This is a genomic window from Streptomyces sp. NPDC052396, assembly GCF_044593195.1.
In the GTDB taxonomy this organism is placed as follows: domain Bacteria; phylum Actinomycetota; class Actinomycetes; order Streptomycetales; family Streptomycetaceae; genus Streptomyces.
In genome coordinates, this window is sequence record NZ_JBIUAW010000008.1 from 237478 (window position 1) to 250690 (window position 13213).

11 protein-coding genes are annotated in these 13213 nt (G+C 69.0%); 3 read left to right on the forward strand and 8 right to left on the reverse strand.

The features are described from left to right. The first annotated feature begins 6 nt into the window (after positions 1 to 6). Positions 7 to 720 carry a gamma-glutamyl-gamma-aminobutyrate hydrolase family protein gene (locus ACIHFE_RS22605; RefSeq protein ID WP_400108993.1) on the forward strand — a complete coding sequence of 238 codons (714 nt, stop codon included), beginning with the start codon at positions 7 to 9 and terminating at the stop codon, positions 718 to 720. Positions 721 to 747: 27 nt separating this feature from the next. Here the strand turns inward: ACIHFE_RS22605 and ACIHFE_RS22610 are convergent, their stop codons facing one another. Further along, positions 748 to 1677 (reverse strand): LysR family transcriptional regulator, encoded by a 930-nt coding sequence (locus ACIHFE_RS22610; protein ID WP_400108994.1) that lies wholly within the window; start codon positions 1675 to 1677, stop codon positions 748 to 750. A gap of 71 nt (positions 1678 to 1748) precedes the next feature. Between ACIHFE_RS22610 and ACIHFE_RS22615 the strand changes: the two genes are divergently transcribed. After that, a complete protein-coding gene (locus ACIHFE_RS22615) occupies positions 1749 to 2894 on the forward strand; it encodes a TDT family transporter (RefSeq protein ID WP_400108996.1) in 1146 nt (381 codons plus the stop codon). Here the strand turns inward: ACIHFE_RS22615 and ACIHFE_RS22620 are convergent. The 5 genes from ACIHFE_RS22620 to ACIHFE_RS22640 all read right to left on the reverse strand — a co-directional run bounded on the left by ACIHFE_RS22620 (position 2821) and on the right by ACIHFE_RS22640 (position 8984). Beyond that, a complete protein-coding gene (locus tag ACIHFE_RS22620; protein ID WP_400108997.1) occupies positions 2821 to 3549 on the reverse strand; it encodes a helical backbone metal receptor in 729 nt (242 codons plus the stop codon). The two genes, ACIHFE_RS22615 and ACIHFE_RS22620, sit on opposite strands and share 74 nt — an antisense overlap. 25 nt (positions 3550 to 3574) lie before the next feature. Beyond that, positions 3575 to 4744 (reverse strand): FG-GAP-like repeat-containing protein, encoded by a 1170-nt coding sequence (locus ACIHFE_RS22625; protein WP_400108998.1) that lies wholly within the window; start codon positions 4742 to 4744, stop codon positions 3575 to 3577. 35 nt (positions 4745 to 4779) lie between these two features. Beyond that, on the reverse strand, positions 4780 to 6843 hold the full coding sequence (locus ACIHFE_RS22630; RefSeq protein ID WP_400109000.1) for a glycoside hydrolase domain-containing protein: 2064 nt from the start codon (positions 6841 to 6843) through the stop codon (positions 4780 to 4782). A gap of 90 nt (positions 6844 to 6933) precedes the next feature. Continuing rightward, positions 6934 to 8388 (reverse strand): FG-GAP-like repeat-containing protein, encoded by a 1455-nt coding sequence (locus ACIHFE_RS22635; RefSeq protein ID WP_400109002.1) that lies wholly within the window; start codon positions 8386 to 8388, stop codon positions 6934 to 6936. Positions 8389 to 8687: 299 nt separating this feature from the next. Further along, positions 8688 to 8984, reverse strand: coding sequence for a hypothetical protein (locus ACIHFE_RS22640; protein WP_400109004.1), 297 nt, complete (start codon positions 8982 to 8984; stop codon positions 8688 to 8690). Positions 8985 to 9258: 274 nt separating this feature from the next. Between ACIHFE_RS22640 and ACIHFE_RS22645 the strand changes: the two genes are divergently transcribed. Then, entirely contained in the window at positions 9259 to 10209 is a 951-nt protein-coding gene (locus tag ACIHFE_RS22645) for a LuxR C-terminal-related transcriptional regulator (protein ID WP_400109006.1), read from the forward strand. Positions 10210 to 10298: 89 nt separating this feature from the next. Here the strand turns inward: ACIHFE_RS22645 and ACIHFE_RS22650 are convergent, their stop codons facing one another. Both ACIHFE_RS22650 and ACIHFE_RS22655 read right to left on the reverse strand, forming a co-directional pair. Further along, positions 10299 to 12101 (reverse strand): ABC transporter permease/substrate binding protein, encoded by a 1803-nt coding sequence (locus ACIHFE_RS22650; protein ID WP_400109008.1) that lies wholly within the window; start codon positions 12099 to 12101, stop codon positions 10299 to 10301. Next, the gene (locus ACIHFE_RS22655; protein ID WP_400109010.1) at positions 12101 to 13147 is read right to left on the reverse strand and encodes a glycine betaine/L-proline ABC transporter ATP-binding protein; all 1047 of its coding nucleotides are present in this window, start codon (positions 13145 to 13147) and stop codon (positions 12101 to 12103) included. The genes ACIHFE_RS22650 and ACIHFE_RS22655 overlap by 1 nt, the downstream gene beginning before the upstream one ends. Between the last annotated feature and the right edge of the window lie 66 nt (positions 13148 to 13213).

Below are 13213 nucleotides of genomic sequence, written 5' to 3' on the forward strand. Positions count from 1 at the left end.
AGGACCTTGCCCAGTCAGCCGCTGATCGGCGTCACCACCTATCTCACCCGGGCTCGCTGGGGCGCCGCGTGGAATCTGCGCGCGGCACTGCTGCCCGCCGGCTATCCGCGCCATATCCAGGGCGCGGGCGGCCTGGCCGTGCTGCTGCCGCCGGACAACCCGGCCACCGCCGCCGCGCTGGTCGGGCGGCTGGACGGGCTGATCCTGGCGGGCGGCGAGGACCTGGACCCGGCGCTGTACGGAGCGGCCCCGCACCCTCGCACCGGTCCCCCGGCCCCCGAACGCGACCGCTGGGAACTGGCCCTGCTGGACGCGGCGTTGCGGCAGGGCGTGGCGGTGCTGGGCATCTGCCGCGGCATGCAGCTGATGAATGTGCACGCCGGGGGCACGCTCAACCAGCACCTGCCGGAGACGGTCGGGCACAAGGATCACAACCCCCGCGTCGGCACCTTCTCCCACCATCGGGTGGAACCGGTGGCCTGGACCCGCACCGGTCAACTGCTGTCCGCCCCCGTCCAGGTGGCGACCCACCACCATCAGGGAGTCTCCCGGCTGGGCGCGGGCCTGATCGCCTCGGCACACGCCGAGGACGGCACCATCGAGGCGATCGAGTACCCCGGCGACCGCTTCCGGGTGGGGGTGCAGTGGCACCCGGAGGCCGGGGAGGATCTACGGGTGATCACCGGCTTGATCCACGCAGCGATCGAGGGCGCCCCCTAGGGGGCGCGGCCGGGCCTCCCGGACCGCTCAACCCCCACCCCGGGTGAGCCCCAGCAGCTGACGAGCCGGCCCCACCGGCCGGTGCCCCTGCGGCCACACGGCCCGCAGATCGCGCCGCAGCCGCACCCCGGCGACCGGGATCTCCACCAGGCGATGCGCCGCCAGCTCCTCCCCCACGGCCAGTTCACTGAGCACCGACGGCCCGGCCCCGCTGACCACCGCGGCCTTGGCCGCCGTGGTGGAGGCCAGCTCCAGCAGCGGCCGGGCCGGACCACCCTGCGCGGCCAGCGCCGCGTCCAGCACCTGTCGGGTCCCGGACCCCCGCTCCCGCAGGATCAGCGGCGCCGCCGCCAGCTCCCCCGGGTCCAGCGGCCCGCGCCGCCGGGACCAGGGGTGGCCGGGCGCGGTGACCACCACCAGCCGGTCATGGCCGATCACCGCACCGTCCAGACCGGCCGGCACCTCCAGCCCCTCCACAAAGCCCAGGTCCGCTTCCCCGGCCAGCAGCCGTGCGGCGACCGCGGCGGAGTTCCCGGCGAACAGCGACACCGCCGTGCCCGGCAGCTCGGTACGCAGCGCCACCAGCCAGCCCGGCAGCAGGTACTCGGCGATGGTCATGCTGGCCGCCACCCGCAGCCGCGAGTCCCGCCGGGTACGCAGCGCCTGGGCACCGGCGTCCAGCGCCTCGGCCGCCTCCACGACCCGCCGCGCCCAGTCGGTGACCAGCACCCCGGCGTCGGTGAGCCGGGAGCCGCGTGGTGAGCGCTCGACCAGGGCGACGCCCAGCAACCGCTCCATGCTGCGGATCCGGCCACTGGCGGCGGGCTGGGTGATGCCCAGCTCGCGTGCCGCCCGGCCCAGGCTGCCCAGTCGGGCGACCGCCAGCAGCAGCTCCAGCGCGCCCAGGTCGGGCACCCGATGCGCCAGCGGGGTGGTGACCGGCCGCTCCTCGCTCATAAGCCCAGGTTATGCCGTCATAGGGAGGAAGGTCCTGGTGAGGGGGCTGGGACCGGGGAGACGCTGGATTCATGACCACCCTTGCCCAACCCCGCACCACCCCTCTGCCCCGGACCGGGGAAACGCTTCGGCACTTCGGCCCCAACTGGTACGCCACCGTGATGGGCACCGCCATCGTGGCGGCCGCCGGCGCGGCGCTGCCGACGCGGCCACCGGAGGGCGTGCTGCGGGTGGTCTGGGCGCTGTCGGCCCTGGTGCTGCTCGGGGTGCTGGCAGCCCGCGCCGGGCACTGGGCGCGCCATCGCGACCAGGGTGTCCGGCACCTGGCCGACCCGGCCGTCGCCCCGTTCTACGGCTGTCTGGCGATGGCCCTGCTCGCGGTGGGCGGGGCGACGCTCTCGGTGGGCTCCGGGGTGATCGGCCAGGGAGCGGCAGTGGCCGCCGACGGTGTGCTGTGGGTGACGGGCACGGTTCTGGGCCTGGCCACGGCGGCGGGCATCCCCTATCTGATGGTGACCCGGCACCGTATCGAAGCGGGCAGCGCCTCCCCCGCGTGGCTGCTGCCGGTGGTGGCGCCCATGGTGTCCGCCGCGCTGGGCCCGGCCCTGGTCCAGCACCTGCCGGCCGGGCAGTGGCGGGAGGCGATGCTGCTGGGCTGCTATGCCCTGTTCGGCATGAGCCTGCTGCTGACCCTGCTGATCCTCCCGGCGGTCTTCTCCCGGCTGATCCATCACGGCCCGCTGCCGCTGGCCATGACCCCGGCCATGTTCCTGGTGCTCGGCCCGCTGGGGCAGTCCACCACGGCGGTGGGCAACCTGGCCGACGCGGCGCACTACGCGGCCGTGGGACCGTACCGGTCGGCGATGGCGTCCTTCGCGGTGCTCTATGGCGTGCCGGTGCTGGGATTCGCCCTGATCTGGCTGGTGTTGGCCACCGCGATGGTGGTGCGGGCGGCGCGTCACGGCATGGGCTTCTCCATGACCTGGTGGTCGTTCACCTTCCCCATCGGCACCTGTGTCACCGGTGCGGCCGGGCTCTCCCGCCACACCGGTCTGCATGCCTTCACCTGGCTGGCGGTCGGGCTGTACGGACTGCTGGTGGCGGCCTGGGCCATCGCCTCGGCCCGTACCCTGGCCGGGCTGGTCAGCGGACGGCTGCTCGCAGCGCCGCGCCCAGCACCTGTGGTGCCCGCGCCAGCGACGGCCCGTACCAGGTGAGATGACGGCCGCTGACCAGTGCCGACGGGATCCCGAGGAATGCCTCGGGCCCGTCGTCCCGGCTGAAGCGGTAGGGCTCGTCGGGCAGTACCACCAGCCCGGCGCCGGACGCGGTCAACTCCGGTAGCGGAACGCGGGGATAGCGTTCGGTGTGCCCGGCGTACACATTGGTCACACCGAGCCGGGCGAGGACATCGCCGGCGAAGGTGTCCCGGCCCAGGACCATCCAGGGGCGGCGCCACACCGGAACCAGGGCCCGCAGCGGCGGCACCACCGGCCGGACCTCCCGCCAGGCGTCACGCGCCTCCGCCAGCCAGGCGGGACGCGCCAGTCCACAGCCCTCCACCAGCACCCGTTCCAGCTCGCTGAACCCCTGTTCCAGGGACCGGACTTCGGTCACCAGGACCCGCAGACCGGCGGCGCGCAGCGCGGCCAGGTCGGCCGGGCGGTTCTCCTCCTCATTGGCCACCACCAGATCCGGGGCGAGCGCGACGATCCGCGCCACATCCGGGTTCTTGGTACCCCCGATACGCGGCACATCGAGCCCGGCCGGGTGCTCGCACCAGTCGGTGGCGGCGAGCAGCAGGCCGGGCTCGGTGATGGCGATCGCCTCGGTGAGGGAGGGGACCAGGGAGACGACTCGGCGGATGCTCATCTCCCCACGGTACGCAACCTTGCTGCTACCAGCCGCCGTTGCCGATCTCGGTGCGGTCGCCAAGACCGCCCTTGCCGGTGCCGGGGTAGAAGTAGAGCTTTCCGGTCTGACCCGGGTCGGACTCCACGGCCGCCAGATCGCCTATGCCATCGCCGTTGAAGTCACCGCCCGCGTAACCCGAGATGCCATTCCAGCCGCCATGACCGATCTCCACACGGTCGCCGAGGCCGTGGCCGGTGCCCGGGTAGAGGAACAGCTTGCCCGTGCTGGTCTCGGTGGCGATCAGATCGTCCTTGCCATCACCGTTCATGTCACCAGGGCTGACCAGCTTGTTCATGCCGTTCCAGCCGCCGTTGCCGATCTCCACACGGTCGCCGAGGGCACGGAGACTGTCGCGGTTGCCCCGCCCCGGGTAGAGATACAGCTTGCCGGTGGTGATGTCGGTTCCGCCGATGTCCTTCTTCCCATCGCCGTTGAAGTCGCCGGCGAACAGGTTCTTCAGACCGTTCCAGCCGCCACGGCCGATCTCAATACGGTCACCGATGCCGTTGCCCGTCCCCGGGTACATAAACAGCTTCCCGGTCTCCACTTCGGTGGCTATGAGGTCGTCCTTGCCGTCACCGTCGAGGTCGGTGGCGACCAGGTCCTTCATTCCGTTCCAGCCGCCGTTGCCGATCTCCACACGATCGCCGAGGTGACCGTTTCCGGTGCCCGGGTACATAAACAGCTTGCCGGTGCTGACCTCGACCGCGACCAGGTCCTTCTTGCCGTCACCGTTGAAGTCACCGGCGGTCAGGCTGGTCATTCCCGGATCGGTGGGCTCGGGCGGGAAGGGGTCGGCGTGGTCATCGGCGAGGTGCGCGTCGGAGGCACAGCCCCAGGCTTTCGGCCCCTGAACGGCGAGCACCTTCTCGGCGATCCGGATCTGCTGTTCCTTGGTGGCCAGGTCGGCGCGGGGTGCGTACTGCGTGCCGCCGAACTCCTCCCAGGTGCTCTGCTGGAACTGCAGGCCGCCATAGAGGTGGTCTCTGTAGTTGATGATGTGCCAGTCACCGGAACTCTCGCACTGGGCGACCTTGTCCCAGGTGGCTATCGAAGCGGCCTCAGCCGTACCGGAGTTGAGGAGAGTGAGGGCGGCGACCGGTGCCAGTGCGGCGGCGAGCAGCCCGGTACGCAGGCGTGCGGAAAGAGACATGCGTTACCTACTCATTGAGAAGTGGGGGTGGGCTGCTACCAGCCGCCGTTGCCGATCTCGGTGCGGTCGCCGAGACCGCCCTTGCCGGTGCCGGGGTAGAAGTAAAGCTTTCCGGTCTGCCCCGGGTCGGACTCCACGGCCGCCAGATCGCCTATGCCATCGCCGTTGAAGTCACCGCCCGCGTAACCCGAGATGCCATTCCAGCCGCCATGACCGATCTCCACACGGTCACCGAGACCACTGCCGGTACCCGGGTACAGGAACAGCTTGCCGGTGCTGGTCTCGGTGGCGATCAGATCGTCCTTGCCATCACCGTTCATGTCACCAGGGCTGACCAGCTTGTTCATGCCGTTCCAGCCACCGTTGCCGATCTCGACCGGGTCACCGAGGGCATAGAGACCATTGCGGTTGCCCCGGCCCGGGTAGAGGACCAGCTTGCCGGTGGTGATGTCGGTGGCACCGATGTCCTTCTTGCCATCGCCGTTGAAGTCACCCGCGAACAGGTTCTTCAGACCATTCCACCCACCACGACCAATCTCGATACGGTCGCCCAAGCCACTACCGGTTCCCGGGTACATGAAGAGCTTGCCCGTGCTCTTCTCCGTGGCGATCAGGTCATCCTTGCCGTCACCATCGAGGTCCGTGGCGACCAGGTCCTTCATCCCGTTCCAGCCACCGTTGCCGATCTCCACACGGTCACCGAGACGGCCATTGCCCTGCCCCGGATACATAAACAGCTTCCCGGTGCTGACCTCAACCGCGACCAGGTCCTTCTTCCGGTCACCGTTGAAGTCACCCGCCGTCAGGCTGGTCATGCCCGGGTCCGTCGGAGTAGCAGGGGCAACATCGACGGAGTCGTGATCGATTTGCAGGGTTACGCCACCATGCGTCTCGTACACGTTCTGGTCATACTGGCGAATGCGCTGATGGTCGGCCCAGTAGCCGGCCGGAACGTATGTGTCGTCCGTGCCGGGGACATCGTTGTAGTGGGCCACCCACACCACGTCCGGACGCCGGTAGGAGTCGGAGTTGTAGGCCGAGACCAGGTCACTGATGCCACTTCCTGCGGAGCTGTAGACGCCAGAGCGGTAGCCCAGTGCCTTGACTCGCTCGGTCCAGGCAGACAGATAGGTGAGCACCCGGGTGCTCAGGCCAGGGTCGCTATATCCCTCCATATCGGAGTACAGCACGGTGCCGGGAACGAAGCCCAGGTTGGTGGCCTTGTTCACGGCTACTTCGGCGTCGGCACGTCCTTGGCCGGCGGCATCATCAGAGGGGATGTTTTCGGCTGCCGACGGCACATAGATGGGCATCATGTGCCAGCCTGCTTGACTCTGCTCCGCGACCCATGAAGCGGAGAGGTTGGGCTGGGCGCAGTAGGGTGTGCCACCGATGTATATGCCGATACCGCGATACGGCGAATCAGCCGACCATTGCCTCATCGCGGATGATGACGGCGCGGCACAGGTGTCAAATGCCCTACCGGTGTATCCGGTTGAGGGCGCCGCAGCGGAGTCCGACGCCAGCGAACGACGGACCGCGGCCTTCGGGGGCTTGGGTGCGGGTGCCTTCGGGGGCTTGGGCGCGGCGGCCTTTCGGGCCACGGATCCGTCGATGACGGCTGAGGAAAGAATCTTCTGCACACCGGCAATCGAGGTACCGTAGCTGGCCCGGGCGTACAGCCCGGCGCCCTCGAATGCCAGGCGCACTTCCTGGCTCCTGTCGGCGGGCAGAGTGGGCGGTACGGGCTTGCCGGCGGGCACCTTGATGGTCGGCGCGTCCAGGTTTTCGGTGACACCCGAGAACGGTTCGATGACCAGCGCCTCGGTCTTCTTCCCGGCGATATGCGCCGGGCACTTCTGCTCGGCATTGGGGTGACCCAGATAGACGGCGTGCTGGTCGAAGCGTACGCACGTCTCCGGCTGCTTGGCCAGGTCAACGACCTTCCAGCCGCTGGGAATCCGGAGTTTGAGGCCCTGGTAGGAGATGGCGTTGGTACCGGTGGCAGCGGAAGCCTCGGGGGCGAGTTGCAGCGGGGTGGCCACAACCGCGGCGGCAGCTATGAGCGTGGCCAGACGGCGAATGTGCTGGGCAGGCATGGGTCTCTCTCGGGAGGGCGGCGACTTGGGGAGGGGTGGTGCCCGGGGCGGGCCGGACGGGGGACGACCCGCCCCGGGCGAACGCGTTTACTACCAGCCGCCGTTACCGATTTCGGTGCGGTCGCCAAGACCGCCCTTGACGCCGGGGTAGAAGTAGAGCTTTCCGGTCTTGCCCGGGTCGGACTCCACGGCAGCGAGGTCGCCGATGCCATCGCCGTTGAAGTCACCGCCCGCGTAACCGGAGATGCCGTTCCAGCCGCCGTGACCGATCTCCACACGGTCGCCGAGGCCGTGGCCGGTGCCCGGGTAGAGGAACAGCTTGCCCGTGCTGGTCTCAGTAGCGATCAGGTCGTCCTTGCCATCGCCGTTCATGTCACCGGGGCTGACGAGCTTGTTCATCTCGTTCCAACCGCCATTGCCGATCTCGACGGGGTCGCCGAGGGCATAGAGGCCATTGCGGTTGCCGCGGCCCGGGTAGAGGACCAGCTTGCCGGTGGCGATGTCGGTGGCACCGATGTCCTTCTTGCCATCGCCGTTGAAGTCACCCGCGAACAGGTTCTTCAGGCCATTCCAGCCACCACGACCGATCTCGATCCGGTCGCCCAAGCCACTACCGGTTCCCGGGTACATGAAGAGCTTCCCGGTGCTCTTCTCGGTGGCGATGAGGTCGTCCTTGCCGTCACCATCGAGGTCGGTGGCGACCAGGTCCTTCATGCCGTTCCAGCCACCGTTGCCCATCTCCACCCGGTCGCCAAGACGGCCGTTACCCTGCCCCGGATACATAAACAGCTTGCCCGAGTTGACCTCGACCGCGACCAGGTCCTTCTTCCCGTCACCGTTGAAGTCACCCGCCGTCAGGCTGGTCATGCCCGGGTCGGCAGGGGCGTCATCGACGATGGACATGTTACGGATCGGGTAGTAGCTGTCGGGGTCGTGCTCCGGAAAGTAGGCGTAGGGGATCGTACGGTGGTGCATACCGGTCCCCGAGAGCTCATAGCCGACATACGCGGTGTGCGCGTCGTTGGCCCACTTGTCGAAGATCACGATATGCCCGTCGTCGCCCGGCTTGGGGTTCAACAGGGCGTCGCCCGGCAGAAGTTCGTCCTTGCTGATCCGCTTGGCGACCGAGCCATCGAACTCAGGAGTGGTCAGCGCATCCCCAAGGTTCCAAGCCATGGAGACAAAACCCGAACAGTCCGTGCGATAGCCCTGGTACTTGGCTTGCTGGTTGTACGGCAGGTCCGCGTCCACCCAGGTCTGGGCGCGCCTGAGCACTTCGCTGCGGGTGATGGCGGGGGCCAGGTCACTGGCCCCGGGGGCCACCCGGGCCAGGCCCTTGGGCAGGTTGGAGACATGTCTGCCGGGGACGTGCATCCGCGGGCCCTGGCCGGGGTTGGCGTGCTTCTGGGCCGACGGTTTGGCCGACGCCTTGTGCGTGGGGGCCGGAGTGGCCGCCATCGCCGTCGTCGCGAGCGTACCGCCCGCCAGCGCACAGGCCAGGGCTATACCGATGGCGGACTTACGCAGATAGGTGTTACTGGGCACAGGGGTCTCCCGTTGAAATGGCATGCTGGCATGGCGAATTGGCCATTGCGCCAGAAAGGAATGCGGTGATCGGCTCAGCAGGCGATGCCCGCATTACACGCAGGGCTGTTCGCGAGCCGGGAACATGGGGAAGGCGGCACGTCCGCTAGGACGGGGTGCGGAACATCCGGGGTCGTACCTCCAAAAGCGAAGTGCCAATGCCCGCGGCCCTCATGAGGCCGCGCCGACACAGAACAGCTTGCGCTCTCGGCAGGGCCGGGAAAAGCGAATCGGGGTGGACCGAAGCGGCCTTGGCCGGATCAGTCCAGCCAGCAGTGGTCCAGCAACGGCACCTGGGCGCTGAGCAGTTCCCAGTCGGCCAGTTCCGGGGAACGCTCAATGGCGCGCCGGCATACCCGGGCCGCCCGTGACTCGGCGGTGCTCAACCGGTCGGCTCGCAGATAGAGTCCGAGCACGGGGTGCGGCTCGGCATGGGGATGGGCCACCACGTGCTCGACGCCGTCCTCCGGGCAGGCATGGGCCAGGACCAACTCCCGGGCATTGTCGGGGAGTTTCATGACCTGGGGACCGCACAGGCCGACGTGCACGAGATACATGGCATCAACCCTCGCAGCAGGAGAAAGGTCCCGCCAGCCAACAGGCGCGGAATGGTTCATTCCGTAACCGTTTCTGCCGGCAATCCGCACAGAGCCGGCCGGGACAAAGGAGGACCTGCCCCCTCCCCCCATGGCTATGCAATGATCACGTAACGTCCTGGTAAGAACTGACTCGATTTGGGGGGAAGCAGTGCTGGAGACGCTGGGACTTGATGCCACCTCGGAGCGCGTGTACCGGGGCATGCTGGCGATGCCTGGCGCAGGAGTGACCACCATGGCCTACTACCTCGGGATTCCGGAGTCCGAGGTGCGCCGAGGGCTGGATGTCCTGAGCGAGCTTGCCCTGGTGCGTCCGTCGACCGAGCGGCAGGGGCGTCCGAGCGCAGTGCCGCCGGACATCGGGCTGAGCATCCTGATCCACCGTCAGCAGGCTCAACTCGCCGCGCAGCAGCAGCATTTGGCCGAGACCCGGGCCGCGGCCGACCGTCTGATAGCCGAGTTCGCGGAGCAGTCTCCGTCCGCCACGGGCTTCTCAGGTGAGCAACTGACCGGGATGGAGGCGATCACGCACCGGCTGGCGGAACTGAGAAACGCCGCCCGCACCGAAATGCTGACCTTCTGCCCCGGTGACACCCAGGCCGAGGAGGAGTTCGAGGTGGTCCGCCCCTTCCACCAGGAGCTGCTGGAACGCGGTATCCGGCTGCGCCTGGTCCTCCTGGACAGCGTGCGCAACCACCCCGCCTGTGTGGAATACGCGCAATGGCTCACCGGCCTGGGCGGCCAGGTGCGCACCGTGCCCTCGCTGCCGACCCGCTTGATCATCATCGATGGAACCACCGCACTGCTGCCGGTCGACGATGAGGGGACGGAGGCGCGTTCGGTGGTGCTCACCGGCCAGGGCGTGCTCACCGCCCTGGGGGCGCTGTTCGACCGGGTCTGGGATGCCGGCCAGCCGCTGGGGTGTTCCTCCTACCGCGACGCCCTGGGGCTGACGGCTCAGGAGGCGGCCACCGTCGCCATGCTGGCGGAGGGCCGTACCGATGAGGCCATCGCCAAGCGGCTGGGGGTCTCCCAGCGCACCGCGCGGCGGATCGCCAGCGGACTGATGGAACGCCTGGGCGCCCGCAGCCGGTTCGAGGCCGGGGTGCTGGCGGTCCAGGCGGGCTGGCTGCCCTGGCAGCCCACGGACACCACCGCCATGACCGCCGGCACCCCGGCGGAGTGAACACGGCACGGCCGTGAGACACGGCACGGCTCCTCCCGGTGCGGGAAGAGCCGTGCGCGGATGCCGGGGCCGGGCCCGGGAACAGCGGATCAGCCGGTCACCGGCGCCAGCTTGTCGACCAGGCCGGGCCGGGAGTCGAGCCACTTGCGGGCAGACTCCTTCTCCTTGCCCTTGCCGCCCTGCTGGATGGCCGCCTCCAGCGAGGACAGGTCCTTCTCGGACATCTTGAAGTCCTTCACCCACTGGGCGACCTTGGGGAAGTCCTTGGCGAAGTCCTTCTTGCCGACGGCGTGGATCTGCTCGCCCTTGCCCCAGGCACCCTTGGGATCCTTGAGCTTCTTCAGGGGGTAGGTGCCATAGGCCCAGTGCGGCGACCACAGGGTGGTGACGATGGGCTCCTTCTTCTCGATGGCCCGGTGCAGTTCGGCCAGCATGGTGGCGGTGGAGGAGGAGACCACCTTGTACTCCCCGTCCAGGCCATATGCCTTGAGCACCTTGTCGTTGAGCTTGCCCATCATTCCGGCGCTGGCCTCGATGCCGACGATCTTCCCGCCGAACTGGCCGCTCTTGCCCTTGAGATCGGCGAGGGAGTCGATGCCCTTCACATAGGAGGGCACGGTCAGCTCCAGCGAGGTCGGCCCGTACCAGGCGCCCAGGTCGCTCAGCCGGGACCCGTAACGGTCCATGTACTGCTGGTGCGTGGTGGGCAGCCAGGAGTCGAACTGGACGTCCATCTGGCCCTGGGCCAGGGCGGTGTAGAGCGGACCGGGGTCCAGCTGCTTGACGTCCGGCTTATAGCCGCGCTGCTCCAGGATGTTCTCCCAGAGGTAGGTGGAGGCCACGGCCTCGTCCCAGGGGAAGTAACCGAGCTTGATCCGCTGGCCGTTGCCGACATTGGCGCCGGCCGCCACACTCTCCCGGTCCCCGCGGTCGGCCAGCCGCATCCCGCCCGCGACCAGCGCGAGCACCACAACGCCCACGGTGGCGACGGCGGTTCCGGGCCGGTACCGCAGGATGTTCACCGGACGGGCCGGGGCGCCCGCCCTGGCGGTGGCCCGGCGGCCGCGCGGGGAGACCCGCTTGCCCAGGGCGCCGGTCATCCGGTCCAGGTACATGGCCAGGACCACCACGGCGACACCGCTCTCCACACCGCCGCCGATGTCCACCTGGGTGACGGCCGAGTAGACGGCCTCGCCCAGGCCACCGGCACCGGCCATGCCCGCGATGACCACCATGGAAAGCGCCAGCATGATCACCTGGTTGACGCCGGCCATGATGGTGGGCAGCGCCAGCGGCAGCTGGACCCGGGTCAGGGTGTGGCGCGGCGTGGTGCCGAACGCCCGTGCCGCCTCGACGAGTTCACCGTCGACCTGGCGGATGCCCAGCTCGGTCATCCGCACCCCGGGCGGCATGGCGAAGACGATGGTGGCGATCAGTCCCGGGATGGGTCCGATCTTGAAGAACATCACGCCGGGGATGAGGTAGACGAAGGCGGGCATCGTCTGCATCACATCCAGCACCGGACGCAGCGCCCCGCTCACCCGCCGGTCGCGGGCCGCCCAGATGCCCAGCGGCACCGCCAGCAGCAGGGTGATCAGGCTGGCCACCAGTACCAGGGAGAGGGTGGCGGTGGCCTGGTCCCACAGGCCGAAGGAGTCGATCAGGGCCAGTCCCGCGAAGGCGGCCACCGCGGCCGGCAGGCCGCGCAGCCACCAGGCGATCACGGCCAGAATGCCGGCCATCAGCAGCGGCTGGGGCGCGCCGAGCACCGTGTGCACCGCGTCATAGGCCCCGGTCAGCACGGTATTGACGGCGTCGAAGAGCCAGGAGAGGTGGGCGTTGAGCCAGTTGACCGCGCTCTCCACCCACTTGCCGAGCTTGATCCTGGGCATCAGGCGGTCACCTCCGGGGTCGGCTGTTCGCCCAGGGCGGCCAGCAGCCGCTCCCGGGTGACGATCCCGGCGAGCTCGCCACGGTCGTCGGTGACGGCGACCGGCGCCGTGCTGTGGGCGAAGGGGGCGAAGAGCTCGGCCAGCGGGGTGCCGGCGGTCACGGTGGCGGCGTGCTCCGCGGTGCGGCCGTCCGGCTCCACCTTCGGCTTCTCCATGATCGAGCCGGCGGTGAGCACCCGGCTGCGGTCCACATCCTGGATGAAGGAGGCCACATAGTCGTTGGCCGGGCGGACCAGGATGTCCTCGGCGGTGCCGTTCTGGACGATCCGTCCGTCGCGCATCACCGCGATCCGGTCGCCCAGGCGCATGGCCTCATTGAGGTCGTGGGTGATGAAGACGATGGTCTTCTTCAGCCGCTTCTGCAGGTCCAGCAGCTGGTCCTGCATATCGCGGCGGATCAGCGGGTCCAGGGCGCTGAAGGACTCGTCCATCAGCAGCAGGTCGGCGTCGGTGGCCAGGGCGCGGGCCAGGCCGACGCGCTGCTGCATGCCACCGGAGAGTTCATCCGGCCAGGAGCGCTCCCAGCCGCCCAGCCCGGTCAGTTCCAGCGCCTCGGCGGCCCTCGCCTCGCGCTCGGCGCGCGGCATTCCGCGCACCTCCAGGCCGTAGGCGGCGTTCTCCAGCACGCTGCGGTGCGGGAACAGCGCGAAGTGCTGGAAGACCATGCTGATGTTCCGCGAACGCACCTCGCGCAGTTCCCGCGGGGTCAGCGCGGTCAGGTCGCGGCCGTCGTAGAGCACGCGTCCGGCGGTGGGATCCAGCAGTCCGTTGAGCATGCGCAGCAGCGTGGACTTGCCGGACCCGGACAGACCCATCACCACGAAGATCTCGCCGGCCCGCACCTCGAAGGAGGCGTCGATCACGGCCGCCGTGATGCCGTCGGCGCGCAGTTCCTCGCGGCCGGCGCCGTCCCGCAGTTGCCGGACGGCGGTTTCGGGTCGTCTGCCGAACACCTTGTACAGGTGCTCGGCTCTGAGCCTGGACACATAAACCTCTCGGGTCGAACTCACTACGGCCCCTCCCCCGTCGTGGGCCGTGGAGCGGTACGGCAT

Excerpts from the sequence above, each read along its gene's own strand:
- ACIHFE_RS22610 (WP_400108994.1), bottom strand. The coding sequence starts at position 1,677 with ATGAGCGAGGAGCGGCCGGTCACCACCCCGCTGGCGCATCGGGTGCCC.
- ACIHFE_RS22615 (WP_400108996.1), top strand. The coding sequence starts at position 1,749 with ATGACCACCCTTGCCCAACCCCGCACCACCCCTCTGCCCCGGACCGGG.
- ACIHFE_RS22620 (WP_400108997.1), bottom strand. The coding sequence starts at position 3,549 with ATGAGCATCCGCCGAGTCGTCTCCCTGGTCCCCTCCCTCACCGAGGCG.
- ACIHFE_RS22625 (WP_400108998.1), bottom strand. The coding sequence starts at position 4,744 with ATGTCTCTTTCCGCACGCCTGCGTACCGGGCTGCTCGCCGCCGCACTG.
- ACIHFE_RS22630 (WP_400109000.1), bottom strand. The coding sequence starts at position 6,843 with ATGCCTGCCCAGCACATTCGCCGTCTGGCCACGCTCATAGCTGCCGCC.
- ACIHFE_RS22640 (WP_400109004.1), bottom strand. The coding sequence starts at position 8,984 with ATGTATCTCGTGCACGTCGGCCTGTGCGGTCCCCAGGTCATGAAACTC.
- ACIHFE_RS22645 (WP_400109006.1), top strand. The coding sequence starts at position 9,259 with ATGGCCTACTACCTCGGGATTCCGGAGTCCGAGGTGCGCCGAGGGCTG.
- ACIHFE_RS22650 (WP_400109008.1), bottom strand. The coding sequence starts at position 12,101 with ATGCCCAGGATCAAGCTCGGCAAGTGGGTGGAGAGCGCGGTCAACTGG.